Raw genomic sequence first — 24,096 nt, forward strand, 5'->3', positions numbered from 1 at the left:
GGAGTGCGCGACGCCGGTCGCCGGGGGTTCGGGAGAGGATGAGCAGATGAGCGAGGAGCAGAGGGTGGAACGGCGGGACGACGAGGCCATTTCCCAGTTCGTGGAGCGTTTCGCCGCGCAGCTCGTGGACGCGGGGATGCAGCGGATGCCCGCCCGGGTGTTCTCCTGCCTGCTCGCCTCGGACTCCGGCGTGCTCACCTCCGCGGAGATCAGCGAGCGGCTGCACATCAGCCCCGCCGCCGTCTCCGGTGCGATCCGTTACCTCTCGCAGGTCGGCATGGTCGGCCGGGAGCGCGAGCCCGGCTCCCGGCGGGACCGGTACCGGGTGCACAGCGAGCAGTGGCACGAGGCGCTGACCCGCAAGGACAGCAACATGACCCGCCTGGAGACCGCGCTGCGCGAGGGTGTGGAGAGCCTCGGCGAGAGCTCACCGGCGGGGCGACGGGTCGGCGAGACCCTCGCGTTCTTCGAGTTCATGCAGCAGGAGCTGACGGTGATGATGGAGCGCTGGCGGGCGCACCGCGATCAGCTGCGCGCCCAGCAGGATGCCGAGGACGAGGGCCGCCTTCCCCGGTGAGGGCGTGCGCCCGCGACCGGGCGCTCGGGCCTCTCCGTTGCCGCTGTCCCGGGCGTGAGAAGCGTCACCTCCGCCGCAAGATCACGTCCGGGGCAGGGTCAGCCGCCACGCGGACGGCTGGACCGTCCACGTCCGCGTCCTGACCGGCCCGCCGATCACCGCGTCGGCCCGGTACCGGAAATCCGGTCCGGACACCGTCACGGCCCGCGCCCGTACCCGTACCGGCGCCTCCGCTGCCTGCCACTGCACGATCACCTCGGCCATCCCCTCCGGCTCCTGCGACGCGCACGCCGTCCCGTCGCCAGGCTCCGCGCCGTGCGCCGCCGTGCACCCCACCGGCGCGACCGACACCCGGTGCACCGGCCGGTCCAGATCCGCCAGCACCACGCCGTCCGCCTCCACCCGCAGCCGCGGCAGCACCCGCTCACCGCGTCGGCCGCGGCCCCCGCCGCCGGGGACGGGCGTCGTGAGCAGCGAGAGGGCCGCTCGCGCGGTCCGCGCGGCCGGCACCCACCAGGACCGCTGCGCGGGCACGGCCGGCTCCTCAGCGGCCGCACACGGCTCCGGAGCCGGCTGCTCGGCCAGATCGCCGCCCGGGATGCGCAGCCCGCCCAGCACGATCCCGTCGCTGTCGTCGGACAGCAGGTCGAGGGCGCGTTCCTGGCCGTCCAGGACGGCGCGCGCCGCGGTCACGGTGTCGGTGGGGACGCCCAGCGCCCGGCACAGCGCCACCCCGGCCGGTGCCCCGACAGGCACCAGCGACAGCGCCACCCGGGCCAGCTCACGCTCCTTGTGGAGCAGCTCGACGGTGCGCATCAGGGCGCGGTCGTCGCCGATCACCACGGGGCGGCGATGCCCCCTTCGGGCGAGCACCCGGGCGAATTCTCCGGGGTCGTCCGGGAAGCAGATCTTCGTGGTCGCGGCCGCACACAGGACGTCCTTGGCGATGCGTACGGACTCGCCGTCCACACGGCGGGCGACCGGGTCGATGACCACGAGCAGGGAGCGCCCGGCAAGGTCTGGAGCCGACACCTCGGTCCTTCCTAGGGCTTGCGTTCTCTCGGGGAACGGACTCGGACGGGAAGGGGGCAAAACGGTCGTCGCGACCGCCGCAGGCCCCCGTGCCCCGGCGCCGGCCGGGCGCCCCGGGGCTGTCCTGTTCGTCGCCCGAGAGAAATGTTGGGTAATCTCTCGGTGCAAGAGCCCCTGTCGTTGTTGCGCCAGGGGCTTCGTCTATCCGGGGCACCGGTTCGACGGCTCGCGCGGCGGCTGCACCAGGCAGTGAGCCGCTCGCACGTTGGACATGCCCCGCCCGGAAGGGGTGTACGCCTGTGCCCGCACTTGTGCTGCTCGGTGCTCAGTGGGGTGACGAGGGCAAGGGAAAGGCCACCGACCTGCTCGGTGGGTCCGTCGACTATGTAGTGCGCTACCAGGGCGGCAACAATGCCGGCCACACGGTCGTTGTGGGCGACCAGAAGTACGCACTGCACCTGCTCCCTTCCGGGATCCTCTCGCCGGGGTGCACCCCGGTCATCGGTAACGGCGTCGTCGTCGACCCGGCGGTCCTGCTCTCCGAGCTGAGCGGACTGAACGAGCGCGGCGTCGACACGTCCAAGCTGCTGGTCAGCGGTAACGCGCACCTGATCACGCCGTACAACATCACCGTCGACAAGGTGACGGAGCGCTTCCTCGGCAAGCGCAAGATCGGCACCACGGGACGCGGCATCGGCCCGACCTACGCCGACAAGATCAACCGCACCGGCATCCGGGTGCAGGACCTCTTCGACGAGTCGATCCTGCTCCAGAAGGTCGAGGCGGCCCTCGACTTCAAGAACCAGGTGCTCGCCAAGCTCTACAACCACCGCGCGGTGGTCGCCGAGCAGGTCGTCGAGGAGATGCTCGGCTACGCCGACCAGATCAAGGGCTACGTCGCCGACACCACCCTGATCCTCAACGACGCCATCGACGACGGCAAGGTCGTCCTCTTCGAGGGCGGCCAGGGCACCCTCCTGGACGTCGACCACGGCACGTACCCCTTCGTGACCTCGTCGAACCCGACCGCCGGCGGTGCCTGCACCGGTGCCGGCGTCGGCCCGACGAAGATCAACCGGGTCATCGGCATCCTGAAGGCGTACACCACGCGCGTCGGCGCCGGCCCGTTCCCGACCGAGCTGTTCGACAAGGACGGCGAGGCGCTGCGCACCATCGGTGGCGAGCGCGGTGTGACCACCGGCCGTGACCGCCGCTGCGGCTGGTTCGACGCGGTCATCGCGCGCTACGCGACCCGCGTCAACGGCCTCACCGACTTCTTCCTGACCAAGCTCGACGTGCTGACCGGCTGGGAGCAGATCCCGGTCTGTGTCGCGTACGAGATCGACGGCAAGCGGGTCGAGGAGCTGCCGCACAACCAGAGCGACTTCCACCACGCGAAGCCGGTCTACGAGATGCTCCCGGGCTGGTCCGAGGACATCACCAAGGCCAAGACCTTCGCCGAGCTCCCGAAGAACGCCCAGGCGTACGTGAAGGCGCTGGAGGACATGTCGGGCGCCCCGATCTCCGCCATCGGCGTCGGCCCGGGCCGCGACGAGACGATCCAGATCAACTCGTTCCTGGACTGAGGCACCCGAAGGGGCCCGTGGCCCCTGCCCCACGGGGGCCGTGCGCCCCGTGGCGGGCCACCCCCGGAGTGACGGCCGGCAGCCGCGTTCACTGCACCTTCGTGTAGGAACGCGGCTGCTTGTCGTTGCCGCGGAACTCGCGCACCAGAGAGCCGTCGCCCGCGATCCTGAAGTACGAGGAACTGCTGGCCGTGCACCCGGGGGCGCGCCGCTGCACCACGGAGGGGCCGACCGTCAGCTTCCCGTCGGCCGAGTAGAAGTCCGCACGGGCCGTGCAGTGCCCGCCACTGCCCCGCACCTCGATGGTCACGGCGGCGCTGCCCACGGGGACGCGCTCGATCGTCACCCGCTGCGTGCCCACACCATCGGCGTTCGGCCGCTCCCACGTGCCCAGATACGCCGTCGGCACCACCTCGTGGCCCGCGGGCCGCAGCGTCGCCGTACGCCCCGCCGCGCTCCACACGAGGGTGCCGCGGGGCCCGCGCTTCAGGCTGTGCTCACCCAGCGCCGAGCAGCGCCCCTCGGGCGCGGAGCCCACCACGGTGGTGTCCAGCCGCAGCCCGTCCGCGTCCGACACGGAGACGAGCTTCCCGTCGCTCTTGCATTCGTACGTGGCACCGAGGCTGATGCTGTTGGCGACCACCTCGCCCACCGACCCGTGCGAGATCACGAACCGCCGCTGCTGCCCCGTGGGCACGCCGTCCCGCTCCACGGCACCGGTCCAGGTGCCCACGTAGGCCGCCGGGATGTCGGAGCCGCCGCCGCTCCGCCCGCCGCCGCCCAGCGCGGGCACGGTGAACGTCGCCACACCGGCGGCCGCGATCACCACGGCGACAGCGCCCAGCGCCAGGGGCCAGCGGCGCCGCCGGGACCCGGCCGGAGCGGGGACCGCGGGGCTGCTCCCGGAGCCGTCCGGGCCGCCGTGCGGACCACCCGGGCCCGGCCCGCCGCCGGGCCCGTACGCGCTGCCCGACGCCGTTCCCGAGCCGGCCGGCAGGACCGTCGTCCGTGAGTCCGAGCGCTCCGAAGGGGCCGCGCCACCCGCCTCCTCCGTACGTCCGCGCGCCGGCTGCCCCGAAGGCGGCGTGTCCGCGTCCAACAGTCGGACGGCCTGCTGCCCCAACTGGGCGACCAGCTGAGCCGGCAACCACGGCGAGCTCGCTCCACCGCTGCTCACCGGCCCGATCTCCGAGACGATGTCCTCCGGCGCCGGCCGCTCCTCCGGGTTCTTCGCCAGGCAGCTGCCGATCAGCTCCTGCAGGTGCTTCGGCACGGAGGCCAGGTCGGGCGCGGACTCGGCGACGCGGAACATCACCGCGTGCACGCCCGATGCCGGCGACCCGAAGGGCATCTGCCCGGACGCCGCGTACGCGAGCACCGAACCCAGGCAGAAGACGTCGCTGGCGGGCGTGACCCGCTCCCCGCGCACCTGCTCGGGCGACATGAAGCTCGGCGAGCCGGCGACCATCCCCACCTGCGTCTGGGTGTGCTCGCTCACCGCATCCAGCGCCCGCGCGATACCGAAATCGATGACGCGGGGGCCGTCGATGGTCAGCAGGACGTTCGACGGCTTGAGGTCGCGGTGCACCAGGCCGACGCCGTGGATGTCGAGCAGCGCGCTGGACAGCCCGTAGGCGAGCCGCCTGACCCCGTACTCCGGCAGCGACCCGTACGTGCTCTCCACGACCTCGCTCAGCGCCGGGCCCGCGATGTACCCGGTCGCCACCCACGGGACGTCCGCCTCGGTGTCCGCGTCCAGTACGGGCGCGGTCCACCGGCCGCCCACCCGCCGCGCCGCCGCCACCTCGGCCCGGAAGCGGTCCCGGAACTCCTGCTCGACCGCCAGCTCGGTCCTGACCAGCTTCACGGCCACGGTCCTGCCGCCCTCGGAGCGCGCCAGATACACCCGCCCCATGCCGCCGGCCCCCAGCCGGCCCAGCAGGCGGTAGGCGCCGATCGTCCGCGGGTCCTCGGCCGTCAGCCCCTTGAGACCGTCCATGCCCGGCACCCTCCCCGTTCGCTCTGCCGTTGCCGTCGCGTCCTGTGGCGTTACGGCATCGTCAGCCGAGCGTAGGCGGCCGGGTATCGCACGCGGGCAGCCGGGGCGTCACGAGGCGGGAACGATCGCTCCGGCGGGTTCGTTGTCAGGCAGTCGTGGTCGGGGGGAAGTTGCGGGCGATGAGCGACTCCACGGCAGGGGGGTGGAATTCGGGAAAGTCCATGATGACGACGCCGAGGTGGACGCCGGGCCGAGGGGCGGCCAAGTAGTCCAGGACGGCGGGCATGACCGCGTCGGCGAGGTGCTTGGGCCAGCGGAAGCCGTTGGCCGCGTCCGGGGCGAGGCTGGTGAAGTTCAGGTAGAGCCGGCCGGAGTCCTGATGGGCCGTCGCGGCGTCGAAGTGCCGCAGGATGTCCTGCCGCTTGGTGTCGACCGACGTCGCGTAGTGGTCCTGGAGCTCGAACCACTCGTTGGAGAAGGTGCCGTTGTCGCCGGCGGGCCAGGCGGGCGCGCTCAGCCCGGAGGCGAACTGGGTGATCAGCACGACCTTGCCGCGGGCCGTGCCGAGCGCCGGCAGCGTGGGCCGGACGGCGAAGAGGTCCCCGTACCCCTTCGGCCCGAGGTACTCGGCGAACTCGTCGCTGAGCTGGGCGTCGGTCAGTCCGTGCTCGTTCTTGACGCGCATCAGCACGGTTTCGCCCGGTGAGGACCGCAGGAAGTCCCGGCACTGATCGAGGATGGTGTTGAACGTGATGTCCTGGTAGTACGACCCGTGGTACACGCCGAGCTCACCGGGCACGTCCGGCGGCGGCGTACCGAGGCGGATGTCGAAGAACCGTATGCCGCGCCGCAGTTGCTCCGGTATGCCCATGTTCTGGGTGTGCGACCACTCCGTACCGTTCATCGGGTCCGTGGCGCAGGTGTCGTGCGTCCCCGGGATCGTCAGCCGGGTCAGCGCGATGCCGTCCGGCAGCGCGGACATCCACCGGGCGGGATCGACCGCCGCGGCGGAGCGGCCGGTCGCGGGGGCGGCCGGGGCCGTGAGCGCCCGGGCGGGCGACCCGGCGAGCAGAGCGGTGGCGGAGCCGGCCATGGCCGCGGCGACGAACCCTCGACGGCTGATGGGCATGCGGAACCCTCCCAGTGGCATGCGGCCCGGCACCACACGGCACGAGCCTCGGCGGCGGAGCTGCGTGTGGTGAACAGGAGAGTAGCCGCAGCGACAGCAGGGGCGGGCGGGACTGAAGAAACCCGTGGGGCGTCTCGTTGCCGTGGTCGACCCTCGGCTCGACTTCCTTAACGCCGATGGGGGGCGCCTTTAACCCGCCGGTTCCTACGTTTTTCCTGTGCCTCCCGGGGCGCGGCCTCCCCCGCCGCGCCCCGGGAGCGAATCGCAGGAGACGTGGCCGCCGGACGGGTCGGCCACCCGTGACCGGACGAGGAAGCGATGACTACTCTCGGACAGCTGGCCGCCCATCTCGGGCTCGATCTCGCCGCGGTGTGCGTGCTCACCTTCGCCGTGTACTACCCACGGCACCGGCGCCGCGACCTGGTACCGGCCTACCTGGCCCTGAACGTCGCGCTCTTCTCGGTCGTCGCGGCGCTCGCGGAGGTCAACGGCAGCGGCGGCACAGCGCTGGCTTTCGGCCTCTTCGGCGTGCTGTCGATCATCAGGCTCCGCTCGGACTCCATCCAGCACGAAGAGGTCGCGTACTACTTCACGACCCTCGTCCTCGGCCTGCTGTGCGGGCTCCCGCAGCTGAACCTGGGCTTCGCCGCGATCTTCACCGTGCTGCTGCTCTTCGTCATCTGGTGCGCCGACCACCCCAAGCTGCTCACGCGGAGCCGCCGCACGGTCGTCACGCTGGACGTCGTCCACACCGACCCGGCCGCACTCCGCGCCGACCTGGCCCGCCGCGTGGGCGAGCCGCTGAACTGGACCGTCAAGCAGGTCGACTTCGTCCGGGACGTGACGGTCGTGGACGTCCGCTACCGCGAGATGGAACGTTCGCTCGCCGTCGCTCGTACGCCTCACAAGGCGACTGACCACCAGGCGCCCGGGGAACCGGCAACCCAGTACCGCGCCGACCGCTCGCCCCACGTACCCGACCACGGCACCACCGCGCACCACTCCGACCGCACCACCGAACTCCCCTCCGGACGTACCGCCAACGCCTCGAAGGAGACCGTGTGAACCCCGCCGTACGCGCCATCGCCCGTGCCGCACTGGCCGCCCACCCCATCACCCTCGCCGAGGTCCAGGCCCGCGCCGAACTGCTGGCCCGGCACGACAACAGCTACCTCGTGCCCGTCGAGACCTTCGCCGACTTCGCCGCCCGGCTCACCGACCCCAAGCGCCCCGGCGGCCCCTTCAAGTCGCTGTGCATCAACGGCCGGCGCTGGTTCCGGTACAACTCCCTCTACTACGACACCCCCGACCTGCGGGCCTTCCACGACCACCGGCAGGGACGGCGGCTCCGCTACAAGATCCGGGAGCGGCTCTACGAGGACACCGGCGAGCGGCAGTTCGAGATCAAGCTGAAGAGCGGACGCGGCGAAACGGTCAAGTTCCGGCAGCCGATGCTCCCCGGCGACACCGCCCTGGACCGGGCACCGCGCGACTTCCTCTCCTCGGTGCTGCGCCGCAACTACGACCTGGCGGCCCCCACCGAGCTCGCCACCTCACTGGTCACCGACTACCAGCGGGCCACCTTCGTGGCCGACGGCCAGCGCATCACCTGCGACGCCGGCATGGTCTGCCACGACCCGCGCACGGGCCGCTCCGTCCGCGCCGACAGCGGACTCGTCCTGGTCGAGTCCAAGACCGACGGCCACCTGACCGAAGCCGACCGGCTGCTGCACGCTTATGGCGTCCGCCCGGCCGAGTTCACCAAGTACTGCGGCGCGCTCTCCGCCCTCCGCCCCGACCTCACCGCCAACGCCTGGCGCCGCGCCACCCGCACGGTCTTCGCCCCGGCCCAGCCGCACGCGGCGTGACGGGGACCGCGTGACGGCAACGGCCCGGCGGGAGGACGGCCCGGGCGGGCATCACGCCGACGGACCGCCGAGGTGCGCCTCCACCCGGGCACCACGGCCCCCGTCCCCGTCGCCGGGAACCGCGTCCCGGCCACCGGCCCGGCGCGCCGCGGTCAGCACCGTGCGGCCCCCGGACTCCTCCGCGACACGGCGCACGATGTCCAGGCCGAGCCCCGTCGAACCACCGCCGCTCTTGCCCCGCTGCGGGACGTGCCCCTCGGGGAAGCCGGGCCCGTCGTCCTCTATGACCAGCACCCCGCCGCCCCCGATACGGCCACTGACCGCCCCACCCTCGTGCCCGTGCTCGGCAGCGGACACGGAGAGGCGCATACCGACACCCTCCGGCGTGTGGTCGAAGACGTTCCCGATGAGTGCGTCGACCGCCGCCGCGAGCTCCGCCTCGTCCGCCCGTACGGACACCGGCGCATCAGGAGCGTGAAAGTCCAGCGTGCGCCCCTGGTCCTCGGCCAGCGGCCGCCAGAAATCCGCCCGCTCACGGGCCACCGCCACCAGATCGGCACACGGAGCACCCGCCCCCGCACGCCCCGGACCACCCGCACCTCCGTACCCCGCGGCCTCCCGCAACGGCTTGCGCGCCGTACGGATGACCTCGTCCACACTGCGCTCCAACGCCGCCACGTCCGCCGCGATCCGCTCCGCCTCCCCCGGATCACGCAAACCCTCCGCATCCAGACGCAGGGCGGCGACCGGCGTACGGAGACGGTGCGCCAGGTCCGCCGCGTTCTCCCGCTCGGCGGTGAGGAAGCCCTCGATGCGGCCCGCGAGATTGTTCAGCTCGCCGGCCACCAGACGCAGCTCCGGCGGCCCCTCGGGCTCCGCACGGGCCGTCAGATCACCGGCCGCCAGCCGGTCCGCGACCTTCGCCAGCCGCTGCGTCGAACCGACCAGCCGGGCCCCCAGCCGGTCCGCGACCAGCAGCCCCAGCAGCACCAGCCCGACACCGAGCCCGGCGAACGCCAGCCAGGACGGCAGCGTCCCCGCGTACAACTGCTCGTCGGACAGCGCGACATGAACGACGGCGGTACCGCCCGACGCGCCCTGCACGGGAACCAGCACGACCTGGCCGCCCCCAGGAGGCGCGTACGCGAACGCACGCCCGTAACGCGCCAGGCGCACGGCATCCGTGACGCGCGACGGCGGGCCCAGCACCGTCCCGTCGGCAAGGATCACCGACGTCTGCGGGAGATCCGGCCCATTGGCGGCCGTGACCAGCGACGCGGCAGTCGATCGACTGCCCTCCGGGCCGGGGTGCGCCAGCGCCGTACCGATACCGGCCGCCAGCGACTGCGCACGGGCCGTCGCATCGGCGGTGGCCCGGTCCGCGGCATGACTACGGGTGAGGATCGCGAGCGGCACCAGCAGGGCCGCGAGGACGAGTGCGGTGGTCAGAGCCGTGACCAGCAGAATCCGAAGACGCATCGCAGCTACTCCGGACGCCGCGACGCGCCGCCGCCACTGCCGTCACCGTCGCCGCCGTCGTCGCTCTCGGGGGCCGCGAGCTTGACGCCCACCGTACGGACGGTGTGCAGGTACCGGGGCTGCTGCGCGGTCTCCCCGAGCTTCCGGCGCAACCACGACAGATGCACGTCCACCGTCTTGTCCGCGCCGCCGAGCGGCTGCTGCCACACCTCCGCCAGCAGCTCCCGGCGCGACACCACCTGACCGGTGCGGCGGGCGAGATAGACCAGCAGGTCGAACTCCCGCGGCGTCAGATCCAGTGGCGCACCGTCCAGCACGACCTCGCGCGCAGCCGTGTCCAGGACCAGCCCGCCGACCCGAAGCGGCGCCTCCGGCTCGGCGGTCCCCAGCCGGCGCAGCACCGCCTTGATCCGCGCGTCCAGCTGCGCGGCGCCGAACGGCTTCACGATGTAGTCGTCCGCGCCGTCGTCGAGCACCGCGACCATGTCGCCCTCCTCGTCGCGCGCGGTGGCCACGATGATCGGTACGTCGCTGACCGCCCGCAGCATCCGCAGAACCTGGGCGCCGTCCACGTCGGGCAGTCCGAGATCCAGCACGATCAGGTCGGGCCGGTCGGTGACCGCGGCGTCGAGGCCGGACATCCCGGTCGCGGCAGTGGCCACGGCATGACCGCGGTCCCGCAGCGCCCGCACCAGCGCGCTGCGCAATTGGGGGTCGTCCTCGACGACGAGCAGGTGGGACATGACGCCACGGTAACCAGCGATGATCTCGCCCGGGCGATCGACCACAGGCTTTGTGGCCGCCTTAACCGGACGTTAGGGAAGGGTGCGGGAGTCTGGATCGTGCCTGGTCCGGTGGGATCCGGTGGGATCCGGTGGGCTGCGAGGGATTCCATGCGTACGTCGCGGAGGGTTTCGCCGCCGGGGCGCGGACGCTGTGGACAACCGGCTCACCCGATCGAGCCCGGCCCCCAGCAAATCCGCCCTGTGGAAAACCGCCCGACGCCGGCCCGAGCAGGCACAGTGAAACCACCGAGACCACAGAGGACCAGGCAGCCGCCGGGGCCGGACGAGGCCCCGGCGAACCGGCAGCATCAGAAAACACAGGACAGAGGAATGGGAAAGGAGGACGCGCGATGAAGTGGCGAGGCGCGGTGGTGACCGCAGTCTGGGTGTGCGCGTTCGCGGGAGCGGGCGGCCTGGGCGCATGGTCCCTGGCCAACACCGACATGGGGTCGCGGAACAGCCGGGCCGAGCCGCTGGACGATGACGGGGTTCGCCAGAAGCTCGCGGCCGCGCGCACCTCCGCCCGGCCCGACGGCTCCCCGGACCCCGGCGGCAACGCCTCCGGCCCCGCCTCCCCGGACGCGAGCGGATCCGGCACCCCGACCGAGGGCGCCGAGCAGACTCCCGGCGGGACCTCCTCCGGCTCCGCCGCGCAGGTGGGCACCGTCAATGTGACCGGAGGCAGCGCCACCGCCGAATGCCGGCCCGACGGTGCCGTCTACCTCACTGTCTGGAGCCCGGCCTCCGGCTACCACATGGACACCGTGAAACGCGGCCCCTCCGACGCCGCCACGATCGAGTTCGAACCGATCGACGACGGCGACGACCGTACGTACGCGATCCGCTGCACCGACGGCCACCCGAAGGCCATACCGGTGGCCGACCACGACAGCGATGAGGACGACGACGATGACGACTGAGGGCGGCTGACGACTACTGGGGACGACCGACGACTGCTGAGGATGACTGACGACTGAGGGGCGGGGTGGGGGAGGGGGAGGGAGGGGAGCCCCCCGGGCCCGGGCAGTAGGGAAGGGGCCGAGGCTGGACCCCGGGCCCCGCCTCGGCCGCCGAGTCCGGCCCCCGGCCCCGCCTCGGCCCCCGGCTGGCCCCGGCTCGGCTCCGGCACCCAGGCCCCGGCCCGGCTCAGCGCCCCACGGCCCCGGCCCCCGGCCCCCGGCCCCCAGCCCCCCACCCCGCCGAGCCCCGCCCCCCACCCCCATCGACAACCTGTCAGAGCCTCCCCCCACACCCATACACACTGTCGGTACCGGCGTCGGTGCGGTGATCCTTAGGCTGGTGAGCGTCCGCCGCCCCACGTTCCCGCGTTCTCGCAGTACGGCGTGGTCGTCGCGCAGGTGGTCGCAGTGCAGCGTCTCGCTGATCAGCGCTCCGGCAGCGCATGCAGCGGCTTCGCGGTACGGCGTCCGCGCAGCGCGGCGTCCTCCGGTACGGCGTTTTCCCGCGTTCCCGATGTCCTGGCGGCCCGAAGCGATCCGAGGTAGTGACCGTGACCACGACGCAACCAGACCCCGCCGCCGGCGCGGCCGTGAAGGCCGCCGACCGTGCCCACGTCTTCCACTCCTGGTCGGCGCAGGGCCTGATAGACCCGCTGCCGATCGCGGGCGCCGAGGGCTCGTACATGTGGGACTACGAGGGCAATCGCTACCTGGACTTCTCCTCGCAGCTGGTCAACACCAACATCGGGCACCAGCACCCGAAGGTCGTCGCGGCCATTCAGGAGCAGGCCGGCAAGCTGTGCACGCTCGCCCCGGGCTTCGCCGTGGACGTGCGGTCCGAGGCCGCGCGCCTGATCGCCGAGCGCACGCCCGGCGACCTGGACAAGATCTTCTTCACCAACGGCGGCGCCGAGGCCGTGGAGAACGCCGTGCGCATGGCGCGGCTGCACACCGGCCGGTCCAAGGTGCTGTCGACGTACCGCTCGTACCACGGTGCCACCGCGGCGGCGATCAACCTCACGGGCGACCCGCGACGCTGGCCCTCGGACACCGCGTCGGCCGGCGTGGTGCACTTCTGGGGCCCGTTCCTGTACCGCTCGCCCTTCCACGCGGAGAACGAGCAGCAGGAGTGCGAGCGCGCGCTGCGCCACCTCGAGGACACCATCGCCTTCGAAGGCCCGCAGTCGATCGCCGCGATCATCCTGGAGACCATTCCGGGCACCGCCGGCATCATGGTCCCGCCGCCCGGCTACCTCGCCGGCGTCCGGGAGATCTGTGACCGGTACGGCATCGTCTTCATCCTGGACGAGGTCATGGCGGGCTTCGGCCGGACGGGCCGCTGGTTCGCCGCCGACCACTTCGACGTGACGCCGGACCTGATGACCTTCGCCAAGGGCGTGAACAGCGGTTATGTGCCGCTGGGCGGTGTCGCGATCTCCGCGGAGATCGCCGCGACCTTCGACAGGCGCCCGTACCCGGGTGGTCTGACGTACTCCGGTCACCCGCTGGCCTGCGCCTCCGCGGTCGCGACGATCAACGCGATGGCGGAGGAGCGCATCGTGGAGAACGCGGCGGAGATCGGTGAGAACGTCATCGGCCCGGCGCTGAAGGACATCGCCGAGCGGCACCCGTCGGTGGGCGAGGTGCGCGGCATGGGCGTCTTCTGGGCCCTCGAGCTGGTCAAGAACCGTGAGACGCACGAGCCGCTGGTGCCGTACAACGCGTCGGGCGCGGACAACGCCCCGATGGCGCAGTTCGCGGCGGCGTGCAAGGAGCGGGGCATGTGGCCGTTCCTGAACATGAACCGTACGCACGTGGTTCCGCCGTGCACGGTCACGGAGACGGAGGCGAAGGAGGGCCTGGCCGCCCTCGACGAGGCCCTGACGGTGGCGGACGCGCACACCGTCTGACGCCCCGCCGCACCGCACACGGACGGAAGTCGCCCCGCCGGGCCGGCCCGCCACCATTTTTTCGGTGGCGGCCCGGCCCGGCGCCTTTCCCCCCACCCCACACCCGTTCTCACGCCCACCCGTCACCACCGCCCCCACCCCTTTTCACCACCACCGTCCCACCCGTCCCGCCCGCCGCTCGCCTATCGTGAGAGCGAGGGCTGCGCTTCTGCCGCGCGGTCGCGGAAGGAGACGGACACGATGCCCGCCGGGCCGGTCAGCGGAGTCATCCAGCGCAGCACGCTCCGCCAGCAGATCGCGGATGCGCTGCGGGACGAGGTGCTGGCCGGACGGCTGCCCGCGGGCCACCAGTTCACCGTCAAGGAGATCGCCGAGCAGTACGGCGTGTCGGCGACGCCGGTGCGCGAGGCGCTGCTCGACCTCGCCGCGCAGGGGCTGCTGGACGTGGAGCAGCACCGCGGTTTCTGCGTACACACGTTCACGGCGGCCGATTACCGGGCCATGGTCGAGGCCCGCACGCTGGTCGTGGAGGGGGTCTTCCGTACGCGTGCGGAGGAGCTGATGCACGGGGTGACGTCCGATGCGCTGGTCTCCCTCCGGCGCCGTGCGGAGGAGGCGGAACGGTCGGCGCGCTGTGGGGACCTGGACGTACTGATCGGCTACGACCTGCGCTTCTGGCGTGAGTTCGGCAATCTCGTGGGAAATCCCTGTATTGCCGATTTCCTGGACCGGATGCGGGTACAGGGGTGGGTGTTCGCGGTGCCGATGCTGCGCGCCGAAGCGGATCTGCGCGGTCATCTGTGGCAGGGGCATCAGGAGTTGGCGGACGCGGTCGTGCACCGCGATGTGAGCACGGCGCAGCGCCTGGTCCGCGAGTACAACGCCCACGCCCTCGCCCTCGTCGAGAACCTCGCCTAGCACTACGCTGTCCCGACCATCGGCTTCGTCTGCCGGACCCGAACGGAAGCGAGAACTTGTGGCGTGTGACCTGTGGCTCGTCCCCCTCGTCGACGTGCTGTGCCACAGCCCCGACAATCCCTTCTCCGAAGAGCTCGCCGCCTACGACAAAGCGCTGGACGAGGCGGGTCTTCCGCCCGTACCGGTCTTCAACTACATGCCGGGCCTTTCCGGGGACGTCGCGCCGGTCGCCGGGTTCGACTATGACGCGCTGCACTTCCTTCGCCGTGCGTATCTGCTTCAGATCTGTGGTCTCGCCGTGTCACCCGTGGACGAACTGGGCGGTGACTACGAGCAGTTGCTGGAGATGTTCGAGAGCACGGCCCAGGAGTCGCACCTGGTGTGGCACTACGACCACGCGGGTGCGTACGTACCGGTGGACTTCCCGCATCCGCTGGCGAATGAGGAACTCCTCGCCGGGGGCGGCCCGTTGGGTTCTTCGCACGGGTTGCTGAGGGAGCTGGAGGTGGTCGCGCCGGCCATCGGTATCGACCCGGCCAATCCGCCGGCCGCGCCGACGCCGCCGGAGCGGCCGACGAAGCTGGAGGAGCGGGTGGAGGGGGCGGTCGCCGACGACGGCCCGTTCGCCCGGGAGCGTCATGTGTGGCTCGGGCTGCACGCGGCGGCGACCCGCAGTCTGGGCCAGGGCTCGATGATCGTCTTCAGCTGACCGTCCTCAGGCGACTTTCTTCAGCTGAACGGCGCGTTCCGTACGGGCCGGGGCACGCCCCCCGCCATCACCGCGGCGGCTCGGGCGGTCGCTGGCGTGGCATGTTCGGGCGGGTGCCCGGGGGGAGGACGATGCGGCCCGTACGGTCCGGGACGGTCTCCTGGCGTTGCGGTCCCCACGGGGCGGGTGCCGTCTGGTTGCCGGTCGGCACCTGTCCGGTGCGGAACGCCATCATCCAGTCGTTCGTCTCGCTGCGGACGAGCTCCGCGATGTCCTCGTTGAAGCGCCGCAGTACGGAGAGGCAGCGTTCGGCGGCCTCGGAGGCGGTGCCCTCGGTGGGGCCGAGGACTTCTCGTACGCTCTCGGACGCCCAGTCGAACTGCAGTGCTTCCAGTCGTCGCTGTACGGCCTGGGCGGCTGCCACGTCCCGCATCCAGCCCGCCGTGACACCGAAGAAGCGGTCGCAGCCCGCGCAGACGGCGGCGAGCAGCAGCGCGATGTAGCCGTACTGCGTGCCGTCGTCCAGCGCGCCGGTGAGGCCGAGGAGCGGCAGCAGTGCGCCCGCCGAGACGCCTGCTGCGGCGCCGGCGCGCAGGATCCGCGCGGTGCGCCGCTTGGCGACGCGGTCCGCGAGGTACCAGTCGATGACGTGCAGCGCGCCGGTCTCGGCCCATTGGTAGAGCTCGTCCAGGCGCTCGGCCGGTTCACCCCAGTCACCGAGCGGGAACGCACGGCCGGCGAGATCACCGCGATCCCGTCCTTGTGCGTCCTCGCCTTCCTCCCGAGGGGGCCCCTCGGGAGGCCTCTCGGGCTGCATCTCCGGCTGGCTCACCCGTGGACTCCCTGTTGAAGATACGTGCGGTGCGCGCGTGGCGATGGAGACGGCCGTGGCGCGCGACACCCTTCCTACCGCCGAACGGCTGGCGTTGCCGCCAGGATCGAGCTATTTCCGCCCGGAAGTGGCGCGGGATCAGGTATAGGCCTGTTCCCGGCCTCACTCGAAGGAGTTGCTACACCCCGCGACCCCCACCTAGGTACCCAGGATGGGGACACGCGCGCGTCCCTCGATCAGCTGTACCCGTTCGCCGGGCTGTACCTGTTTATCCCTGTTCAGTCGTACGTATGCGCATGTTGGACCAGCCGTGCCCGGTTGTGTTCGTTCGGGTGGCCGAAGAGGCTGCGACTTCGACCGATCTCGCAGCCGTTCTTCCGTACGGCGCAGGGCCGGAGGGCGTCGCGCTCAGGGGCGCGGCCGTGTGCTGTCACCCGGGACGACTAGGCTGCTCCCGTGAAGGTCCTCGTCATCGGCGGCGGCGCCCGCGAACACGCCCTGTGCCGCTCTCTGTCCCTCGACCCCGACGTCACCGCGCTGCACTGCGCTCCCGGCAACGCCGGCATCGCCGAGGTGGCCGAGCTCCACCCGGTGGACGCCCTCGACGGCGCGGCCGTTGCCGAGCTGGCCCTGAGCCTGCAGGCGGAACTGGTCATCGTCGGCCCGGAGGCGCCGCTCGTGGCCGGTGTCGCCGACGCCGTGCGCGACCGCGGCATCCCGGTCTTCGGCCCCTCCGCCGACGCCGCGCAGCTGGAGGGCTCCAAGGCCTTCGCCAAGGACGTGATGGCCGCCGCCGGCGTGCCGACCGCCCGCAGCTACGTGTGCACCACCCCCGCCGAGATCGACGAGGCCCTGGACGCGTTCGGTGCGCCGTACGTGGTCAAGGACGACGGCCTCGCCGCCGGCAAGGGCGTCGTGGTGACGGACGACGTGGAAGCGGCCCGGACGCACGCTCTGGCCTGCGACCGCGTGGTGATCGAGGAGTTCCTCGACGGCCCCGAGGTCTCCCTCTTCGCCGTCACCGACGGCGAGACCGTCGTACCGCTCCAGCCCGCCCAGGACTTCAAGCGCGCCCTGGACGGCGACGAGGGCCCGAACACCGGCGGCATGGGCGCGTACAGCCCGCTGCCGTGGGCGGACCCGAAGCTGGTCGACGAGGTCGTGCAGTCCGTGCTGCAGCCGACCGTGGACGAGCTGCGGCGCCGCGGCACCCCGTTCTCCGGCCTGCTGTACGCGGGCCTGGCGATCACCTCGCGCGGCGTCCGCGTGATCGAGTTCAACGCGCGCTTCGGCGACCCGGAGACCCAGGTCGTGCTCGCCCGCCTGCAGACCCCGCTGGCCGGCCTGCTGATGGCCTCGGCGACCGGCAACCTCGCCGCCCTCCCGCCGCTGCGCTGGAGCGACGGCGCGGCCGTCACGGTCGTCGTCGCCTCGCACAACTACCCGGGCACCCCGCGTACGGGTGACCCGATCACCGGTCTGGACGCGGTCGCCGAGCAGGACGCCCCCGAGGCGTACGTGCTGCACGCGGGCACCCGGTACGACGCGGACGGCCGGGTCCTCAGCGCCGGTGGCCGGGTACTGTCCGTCACCGCCACCGGGACCGATCTGGCCACCGCCCGCGACCGCGCGTACGCCGCCGTCGGCCGGATCTCGCTCGACGGGTCCCACCACCGGACGGACATCGCGGCCAAGGCCGCGGAGCAGGCCGGCTGAGGAGACGCAGCGGGACCCGCCCGGCCCTGGTGGCGGCCCGGTCCCGCCCCATGAGAGGAACCGGCCGTCCGACGGCCGGTTCCTTGCTTTACCCAAAGCCATTCCATCGAGTGACCAAACCGGTTAACGGCTGACGTGCGGCGGCGCCCCAACTAGGGTTCCGCGCAAGCGTCCTGTGGTGACCGTTCCGCTCCCCGGCCCGGCCGCCCCCGAGACGTCCGGCAAGTGGCTCACCGGCATTGCGATGTCAGTGGCCGGTGCCAGAGTGGTGGAGAACGAGCAACGCGTCGACGGTCGCCAGCGGCCGACGGCAGTTGCCGGTCTCTTCCGTCCCGTGTTCTCTCCGTCCCGTTCAAGCAGGACAGCAGGGGGTGTACAGGCTCGTGGCAGGTCCGGAGGCAGGCGAACAGGCAGCACGCGCCCGAGCGCTCGCGGTGCTGCGGATCCGCGGCGCGGCGCTGGGCTTGGCCGTGCTGCCGGCCGCGCTGGCCGTGGTGCTCTTCGCCGGGGCTGCGACCGGTGGGCTCGGCTCCTGGGATTCCGGCGGCTGGGCCCTCGCCCGCTGGATCGTGGCGGGGTTCGCGGTGCTGGCGCTGCTGCTGGCGGCGCTGGTCGCCGCGGTGGTCGCCCGGGCCCGGCCCGCGCTCAGCCCCACGGTCCCGGTCGCCGAGGAGTCGGCGCCCGATCTGTACCGCCTGGTGCGCGACCTCGCGGACCGTCTGGAGGTCCCGGCGCCCTCCGCGATAGCGCTCACCCCCGACTGCGACAGCTGGCTGGAGGACCGCACGCACCGTGCGCACGCTCCGCCCGGCGGCTCGGCAGCGGGCCCCGCCCCGGCCGCCTCCCGCGCGGGCACCGGATCGGGGGCGGCCCGGCAGGCACCGGCGCCGGTCCTGGTCATCGGCTCGCCCTTTCTGTGGTGGATGCGGGTCGGCGAGCTGCGTGCCCTCCTGGCCCCCGTCGTCGCGGGTACGGGCCCCTCGGTGCACCCCGACATAGCGGCCGCGCGCCGCTTCGTGCGCGGCCTGGACGCCGCCGTGGCGGTCGCCGCCCGCGCCCGGGGCACGCTCCGCGGCGTACCGCTGCGCTTCGTGGGCCGGGTGTCGCGGCTGCTGCTGCGTGCCTGCGGTGAGCACGCCACCCAGATGGAGCGGGGCGTCGCGGCCGCGGCGTCCGAGCGTGCCCAGGGCGTGGACTACGGCCTGCGGATCGTCGCGCAGGAGCAGGTGGGCCTGGCGTACGCGGGCTGGGACCGGCTGCTGACCCGGGTCGCACTGCCGGCCTGGCGGATGGGCCGCTGGCCCGCCCGGCTGGACGCCGGCGTGGTCTCCGCGCTCACCGAGCTCTCCCGCCGCGACCGCCTCGCCGAGGGCTTCACCTCCCGGCTCGGCGAGCGCCCGGCCTGCGACCTGCTGGAGGAGCCCGGCGCCATCGACCGCGCCGCGTCCCTGCTGGCCGCCCGGCTCTTCCACGGCGGCCCGGCCGAGACCGGCCCCGATTGGGCGCCGATCGCCTGGGACCGCTATCCGGAGGAGGTCGTCGACCGCAAGTGGCGGCTGGAGGCCGCCCGCCTGCACCGCGTCCTGGACGACCTGCCCGCCCTCCCGTCCGCCGCCGCCCCGGCCGAGGGCGCCGCGCCACAGCCCGTACGGACGCCGGAAGCGGTACCGGCGACGGAGGCTGTACGGGCAACCGAAGCCGCGGCTCAGCCCGTGCGGGCGAAGGAGCCGGTGGGCACCAAGGGGTCCGTGGCCGAGCCCGTCGGGACGGCCGATGCCGCAGCGGGCCGGAGCCTCGGCGAGGCACCGGCGGAGACCGGCGAGCGGTCCGGCGGCCGGGCTCGGCCGGCCGGTGCCGTGAACGGCGGCGAGCCCGCCGTGGCCGGGCCCACGCTTACCCGGGTCATCGAGCGGCTGGCCGGGGACGACGCGGCGAGCGACCTCGTCGCCGCGCGCCTGGTGACCGAGCTGGAGCGGGAGGAGCGGGCCACCGCCGACCGCAGGGCGTCGTCGCCCGCGTCGGGACCGGCCAAGGAGACCGCGGAGTTCGCCGGTCCCGGAGTGTCCTGGGGGGACGGGCTGGTCGACGGCGGCGTTCCGCTGTTCCCCCTGCAGGCGCCCCGTACGGGCCGCGAACTGCTCGCCGATCACGTCATGGCGATGGTGTGCTGCGCCGCCGTGGACACCGCCGGCGCCGCTCCGGGCCTGGACTGGCTGGACGGGCCCGCGCTGCTGGTCGACGGCGCCCGCCGGGCCGACGTCGGCCGTACGGTCCGCAGCCTCGTGGACGACGGCGACGACGAGCCGCTGCGCGACTGGCTCGGCGAACTGGGCGTCCGCCCGGACAAGCCCGTACGCCTCGTCTGACCGCGGACCGCAACCCGCAGACCGCTGACGGGCACCCCGTCCTGCCCGGCTCCACGCCCTCCGACCTCATCGTCGTGCCGGAGGCACCCCGTCGTACCGGACGCCCCTGCCGTACCGGACACCCGCGCCGTACCGGACGCCCCCGTCGTATCGAATGCCCAACCAGTCACCCTGGCCCGGAACGCCGGAAGGTATGCGCCTCCGGTTCACCTTTCAGTCGTTTCCGCGAGTAAATTCACGACGAAGGGTGACGATCCAAGTGCGTAATGTGATGTGCTGGGGGTACTCGCCCTGCCTCTTACGAACGAAACGTGTACCCGCGAGCCCGCGACCCGGGCTCGTACACACAGTCCGTACGGGCGACCGCGTACGGGCGACAGCACAGGCGGACCGAACGGTGGGCGTGGGAGGGGAGTGGGAGCGTGGGCACACAGCAGATCCGGCGGTGGGAGTCCGGTGCGCTCGCGCATGCCGTGACGGACCCGTTCGGGCAGGGGCCACTTCCCTGGCTGCGGGGGAGCGAGAACTACTTCGACTCCGGCCGGGTGGTCCCCTGGTACGTCGATCCGGTCCTCACCCATGACGGAGCGCCCGTGCCGCTGCCCCGCTCCTGCGCGGGCCCCCGTACGGCCGACGACGTGCACCGTCAGATCAAGGGCTTCGCCACGACCGGCGCGGTCGCCCCCGGTGCGGCCATCGACTTCCGGATCACCGTCGACCCGCCGCAGCCGTTCAGCATCGACGTCTACCGGATCGGCCACTACGCGGCGGCCGGCGCCGCGAAGATCACCACGAGTCCCCGGCTCTCCGGCATCGTCCAGCCCGCCCCGCTCACCGCCGACCGCACGGTCTCCTGCCACCACTGGTGGCTCTCCTGGCGGCTGCAGATCCCGGAGTACTGGAACGTCGGCGCGTACGTCGCGGTGCTGACCACCGAGGACGGCTACCGCAGCCACCTCCCCTTCACCGTCCGCGACGACCGCCCCGCCGATCTGCTCCTGCTGCTCCCGGACGTCACGTGGCAGGCGTACAACCTCTACCCCGAGGACGGCCGGACGGGCGCCAGCCTGTACCACGCGTGGGACGACGAGGGCGCGCTGCTCGGCGAGAAGGACGCGGCCGTCACGGTCTCCTTCGACCGCCCCTTCGCGGGCGCGGGCCTGCCCCTGCACGTCGGGCACGCGTACGACTTCATCCGCTGGGCGGAACGGTACGGCTACGACCTCGCCTACGCCGACGCCCGCGATCTGCATGCCGGCCGCGTCGATCCGTCGCGCTACCGCGGCCTGGTCTTCCCCGGCCACGACGAGTACTGGTCGGTCCCCATGCGGCAGGCGGCCGAGCGCGCCCGGGACAGCGGCACGTCCCTGGTCTTCCTCTCCGCCAACACCATGTACTGGCAGGTCGAGCTGTCCCCGTCGCCCTCGGGCCCGGACTCCCTGCTGACCTGCCGCAAGCGCCAGGGCCCCGGGCGCCCCGCGCTCTGGCGCGAGATGGGCCGGCCCGAGCAGGAGCTGATGGGCATCCAGTACGCGGGCCGGGTGCCCGAGCCGGCGCCGCTGGTGGTCCGCAACGGCGACCACTGGCTGTGGGAGGCCACCGGCGCGCACGAAGGGGACGAGCTGGCGGGGCTGGTCGCCGGCGAGGCGGATCGGTACTTCCCGCGCACGAACCTGCCCGAGAGCACCAGCCGGGTGCTGCTGGCGCACTCCCCGTACCGCGACGGCGAGGGCGTCCGCCGCCACCAGGAGACGTCGCTGTACCGGGCGCCCAGCGGGGCACTGGTCTTTGCCTCCGGCACCTTCGCCTGGTCGCCGGCGCTGGACCGGCCCGGCCACATCGACGAGCGGATCCAGCGGGCCACCGCCAATCTCCTCGACCGCATCTGCAAACGCGATTGAGCGGCCTCCGGCCCGCGCGCGGAGGCGCGGGCCGGGGTCGCGCGCGCCGACGGGTGCCGGCCGTGCCGGCGCCGGAAGGCGTGCGGGGCCGGGCGTGCGCCGCGTCGGCCCACCCTGAAGCGCTGCCGGGCCCCCGCATGCGCGAGAATCGGAAGGACTCCTGGATCAACCTACGCGGAGGCAGCGTGTCCGGATTCGTTGAAAAGCCCGAACCCGTGGAGGTGCCGGGCCTGGTCCATCTCCACACCGGCAAGGTGCGCGACCTCTACGAGAACGCCGACGGCGACCTGATCATGGTCGCCAGCGACCGCACGTCCGCGTACGACTGGGTGCTGCCCACCGAGATCCCCGACAAGGGCCGGGTCCTCACCCAGCTCTCGCTGTGGTGGTTCGACCAGCTCGCCGATCTGGCACCGAATCACGTGCTCTCCACCGAGGTCCCGGCCGGCGCCCCCGCCGACTGGGCGGGCCGCACCCTGGTCTGCAAGTCCCTGGAGATGGTCCCGGTCGAGTGCGTGGCCCGCGGCTACCTCACCGGCTCGGGCCTGAAGGAGTACGAGGAGTCGCGTACGGTCTGCGGACTCGCGCTCCCCGAGGGCCTGCAGGACGGCTCCGAGCTGCCCGGCCCGATCTTCACCCCGGCCACCAAGGCCGCCGTCGGCGAGCACGACGAGAACGTCTCCTACGAGGAGGTCGCCCGGCAGGTCGGCGCGGACACCGCGGCGCAGCTGCGCCAGGCGACGCTCGCGGTGTACGGCCGGGCCCGGGACATCGCGCGCGAGCGCGGCATCATCCTGGCGGACACCAAGTTCGAGTTCGGCTACTCGGTGGGCGCGGACGGCACGCGGACGCTGACCCTTGCCGACGAGGTGCTGACGCCGGACTCCTCGCGGTTCTGGCCGGCCGACCAGTGGCAGCCGGGCCGCGCGCAGCCGTCCTTCGACAAGCAGTTCGTCCGGGACTGGCTGACGTCGCCGGACTCCGGCTGGGACCGCAAGAGCGAGCAGCCGCCGCCCCCGCTGCCGGCGGAGATCGTGGCGCAGACCCGTGCGAAGTACGTCGAGGCCTACGAGCGGCTCACCGGGCTCAAGTGGTCCTGAGCGTCCAGGGAAACGGAAAGGGCCCCGGTCGATGACCGGGGCCCTTTCGTATGGAGCGGACGACGAGGCTCGAACTCGCGACCTCAACCTTGGCAAGGTTGCGCTCTACCAACTGAGCTACGTCCGCATCTCCGGCGCCGAAGCGCTCGGTGCGTGCACCACTATAGCCAACCGGGCGGGGTGCTTGTGCCCCTCCGGTGGCGGGCGGGAAGGATTGTGGCCACGGCCACAGATCGTTTTCCCGGTCAACGGGGCGGACGCATGAGAAAAGCAGAAGGCCCCGGTCACAAGGACCGGGGCCTTCTTTCCTGAGCGGACGACGAGGCTCGAACTCGCGACCTCAACCTTGGCAAGGTTGCGCTCTACCAACTGAGCTACGTCCGCATGCATCCACCCGGCTTTCACCGAGCGGCGCGACAGCTACTCTACCTGATCCAGAGGAGTGGTCGAGACTGTCAGAGCGGGTGACAGGGATTGCACACTGCGCCTCCCTCTTGGAAAGAGGGCGCTCTACTACTGAGCTACACCCGCGTGACTCCTCGGGGCCCGGCCTTCCGGCCTCGCCCCTCGGCGTGCTCCAGACTTTAGCTGATCAACGGGGGTGCAGCGCAAGTCCGCTGCCCACGCGGTCTCCGGAGCCGGAGCCGGACGATCGCCCGCGGCCCCGGAAGAACCTGCCGCCCGCGCCCCGGCAGGGACGCGGGCGGCCGTGGATCGTCAGCTGTTGGCGGCCTCGAACGCCTCGTAGACCTTCTTCGGGATCCGGCCCCGCGGTGGCACCTCCATGTGGTGCGAGCGGGCCCACGCCCGGACCGCCGCGGGATCGGCCGCCACCGAGGTGTGGCGGTAGGCCTTGCCGGACTTCGCCCGCTTCCGGCCGGCCTCGACGTACGGTGCGAGCACCTCGCGGAGTTTCTCCGCATTGGCGGGATTGACGTCGATCTCGTACGTCTTACCGTCCAATCCGAAGGTGACCGTCTCTGCGGCTTCTCCGCCGTCGATGTCATCGGAGAGCGTGACCACTACGCGCTGCGCCACGGATATCGGTCCTTTCGTGCAGCATCTCGGTGCTGACATGGGGAGATGCGGCAGATCCGGATGTCAGGGATCAATGCTTTTTCATTTGTACAGCGATGGGCAATGCATTGGGAAGCCCAGTTAATTTCCTCAGCGTGTCACTGCGCAATCCGGACTGCCGATCTTTTCGAGGATTTTTCCCGGCTGTTCACA

At 72.3% G+C, this 24,096-nt stretch carries 19 protein-coding genes and 3 tRNA genes; 12 read left to right on the plus strand and 10 right to left on the minus strand.

The genetic code is table 11. The features are described from left to right. Window positions 1-46: 46 nt before the first annotated feature. On the plus strand, window positions 47-577 hold the full coding sequence (locus ABZ840_RS05575) for a MarR family transcriptional regulator (protein WP_361553703.1): 531 nt from the start codon (window positions 47-49) through the stop codon (window positions 575-577). 81 nt (window positions 578-658) lie between these two features. Here ABZ840_RS05575 and ABZ840_RS05580 read toward each other — a convergent pair whose 3' ends face one another. Further along, window positions 659-1,609: a hypothetical protein gene (locus tag ABZ840_RS05580; RefSeq protein WP_361553706.1), complete on the minus strand. Its 951-nt coding sequence runs from the start codon at window positions 1,607-1,609 to the stop codon at window positions 659-661. Window positions 1,610-1,908: 299 nt separating this feature from the next. On the opposite strand from ABZ840_RS05580, the gene ABZ840_RS05585 reads away from it, so the two are divergent. Next, complete coding sequence (locus tag ABZ840_RS05585; RefSeq protein WP_361553709.1) at window positions 1,909-3,195, plus strand: adenylosuccinate synthase; 1,287 nt, start codon at window positions 1,909-1,911, stop codon at window positions 3,193-3,195. 88 nt (window positions 3,196-3,283) lie between these two features. On the opposite strand, the gene ABZ840_RS05590 is transcribed toward ABZ840_RS05585, so the two are convergent. Beyond that, window positions 3,284-5,194 (minus strand): serine/threonine-protein kinase, encoded by a 1,911-nt coding sequence (locus ABZ840_RS05590; protein WP_361553712.1) that lies wholly within the window; start codon window positions 5,192-5,194, stop codon window positions 3,284-3,286. Between the two features lie 145 nt (window positions 5,195-5,339). Next, on the minus strand, window positions 5,340-6,323 hold the full coding sequence (locus ABZ840_RS05595; protein ID WP_361553715.1) for a phosphatidylinositol-specific phospholipase C: 984 nt from the start codon (window positions 6,321-6,323) through the stop codon (window positions 5,340-5,342). Between the two features lie 318 nt (window positions 6,324-6,641). Between ABZ840_RS05595 and ABZ840_RS05600 the strand changes: the two genes are divergently transcribed. Continuing rightward, window positions 6,642-7,388, plus strand: a complete 747-nt coding sequence (locus ABZ840_RS05600) for a DUF4956 domain-containing protein (RefSeq protein WP_361553718.1) — start codon at window positions 6,642-6,644, stop codon at window positions 7,386-7,388. Next, on the plus strand, window positions 7,385-8,191 hold the full coding sequence (locus ABZ840_RS05605; RefSeq protein ID WP_361553721.1) for a polyphosphate polymerase domain-containing protein: 807 nt from the start codon (window positions 7,385-7,387) through the stop codon (window positions 8,189-8,191). Before ABZ840_RS05600 ends, ABZ840_RS05605 begins: the two co-directional genes overlap by 4 nt. A gap of 51 nt (window positions 8,192-8,242) precedes the next feature. Here the strand turns inward: ABZ840_RS05605 and ABZ840_RS05610 are convergent, their stop codons facing one another. Both ABZ840_RS05610 and ABZ840_RS05615 read right to left on the minus strand, forming a co-directional pair. Continuing rightward, window positions 8,243-9,670, minus strand: coding sequence for a HAMP domain-containing sensor histidine kinase (locus tag ABZ840_RS05610; RefSeq protein WP_361553724.1), 1,428 nt, complete (start codon window positions 9,668-9,670; stop codon window positions 8,243-8,245). A 5-nt stretch (window positions 9,671-9,675) separates the two neighbouring features. Then, window positions 9,676-10,413: a response regulator transcription factor gene (locus tag ABZ840_RS05615; RefSeq protein WP_361553726.1), complete on the minus strand. Its 738-nt coding sequence runs from the start codon at window positions 10,411-10,413 to the stop codon at window positions 9,676-9,678. Window positions 10,414-10,805: 392 nt separating this feature from the next. On the opposite strand from ABZ840_RS05615, the gene ABZ840_RS05620 reads away from it, so the two are divergent. The 4 genes from ABZ840_RS05620 to ABZ840_RS05635 all read left to right on the plus strand — a co-directional run bounded on the left by ABZ840_RS05620 (window position 10,806) and on the right by ABZ840_RS05635 (window position 14,951). Then, window positions 10,806-11,375, plus strand: a complete 570-nt coding sequence (locus tag ABZ840_RS05620; protein WP_361553729.1) for a hypothetical protein — start codon at window positions 10,806-10,808, stop codon at window positions 11,373-11,375. Between the two features lie 590 nt (window positions 11,376-11,965). Further along, a complete protein-coding gene (locus ABZ840_RS05625) occupies window positions 11,966-13,324 on the plus strand; it encodes an aspartate aminotransferase family protein (protein ID WP_361553733.1) in 1,359 nt (452 codons plus the stop codon). A 240-nt stretch (window positions 13,325-13,564) separates the two neighbouring features. Next, window positions 13,565-14,242, plus strand: coding sequence for a GntR family transcriptional regulator (locus ABZ840_RS05630; protein WP_361553736.1), 678 nt, complete (start codon window positions 13,565-13,567; stop codon window positions 14,240-14,242). Window positions 14,243-14,300: 58 nt separating this feature from the next. Next, window positions 14,301-14,951, plus strand: coding sequence for a hypothetical protein (locus ABZ840_RS05635; protein WP_361553739.1), 651 nt, complete (start codon window positions 14,301-14,303; stop codon window positions 14,949-14,951). A gap of 67 nt (window positions 14,952-15,018) precedes the next feature. Here ABZ840_RS05635 and ABZ840_RS05640 read toward each other — a convergent pair whose 3' ends face one another. Further along, window positions 15,019-15,783 (minus strand): SLATT domain-containing protein, encoded by a 765-nt coding sequence (locus tag ABZ840_RS05640; RefSeq protein ID WP_361553742.1) that lies wholly within the window; start codon window positions 15,781-15,783, stop codon window positions 15,019-15,021. A 456-nt stretch (window positions 15,784-16,239) separates the two neighbouring features. On the opposite strand from ABZ840_RS05640, the gene purD reads away from it, so the two are divergent. From purD to ABZ840_RS05660, 4 genes are all read left to right on the plus strand, one after another. Next, window positions 16,240-17,499: a phosphoribosylamine--glycine ligase gene (gene purD, locus ABZ840_RS05645; protein WP_361553745.1), complete on the plus strand. Its 1,260-nt coding sequence runs from the start codon at window positions 16,240-16,242 to the stop codon at window positions 17,497-17,499. A gap of 383 nt (window positions 17,500-17,882) precedes the next feature. Further along, a complete protein-coding gene (locus ABZ840_RS05650) occupies window positions 17,883-19,865 on the plus strand; it encodes a hypothetical protein (RefSeq protein WP_361553748.1) in 1,983 nt (660 codons plus the stop codon). Between the two features lie 422 nt (window positions 19,866-20,287). Further along, window positions 20,288-21,766, plus strand: coding sequence for a N,N-dimethylformamidase beta subunit family domain-containing protein (locus tag ABZ840_RS05655; protein ID WP_361553752.1), 1,479 nt, complete (start codon window positions 20,288-20,290; stop codon window positions 21,764-21,766). Between the two features lie 185 nt (window positions 21,767-21,951). Continuing rightward, window positions 21,952-22,866, plus strand: a complete 915-nt coding sequence (locus tag ABZ840_RS05660) for a phosphoribosylaminoimidazolesuccinocarboxamide synthase (RefSeq protein ID WP_361553755.1) — start codon at window positions 21,952-21,954, stop codon at window positions 22,864-22,866. Window positions 22,867-22,917: 51 nt separating this feature from the next. Here the strand turns inward: ABZ840_RS05660 and ABZ840_RS05665 are convergent. The 4 genes from ABZ840_RS05665 to ABZ840_RS05680 all read right to left on the minus strand — a co-directional run bounded on the left by ABZ840_RS05665 (window position 22,918) and on the right by ABZ840_RS05680 (window position 23,904). Next, a tRNA-Gly gene (locus ABZ840_RS05665) sits at window positions 22,918-22,993 on the minus strand. Between the two features lie 184 nt (window positions 22,994-23,177). Next, window positions 23,178-23,250: transfer RNA gene (locus tag ABZ840_RS05670), tRNA-Gly, on the minus strand. Window positions 23,251-23,325: 75 nt separating this feature from the next. Then, a tRNA-Gly gene (locus ABZ840_RS05675) sits at window positions 23,326-23,397 on the minus strand. Between the two features lie 186 nt (window positions 23,398-23,583). Continuing rightward, window positions 23,584-23,904: an Lsr2 family protein gene (locus ABZ840_RS05680; protein ID WP_052866369.1), complete on the minus strand. Its 321-nt coding sequence runs from the start codon at window positions 23,902-23,904 to the stop codon at window positions 23,584-23,586. Window positions 23,905-24,096 lie beyond the last annotated feature (192 nt).

It is taken from the genome of Streptomyces sp. NPDC047117 (genome assembly GCF_040643545.1).
Taxonomy (GTDB): domain Bacteria; phylum Actinomycetota; class Actinomycetes; order Streptomycetales; family Streptomycetaceae; genus Streptomyces.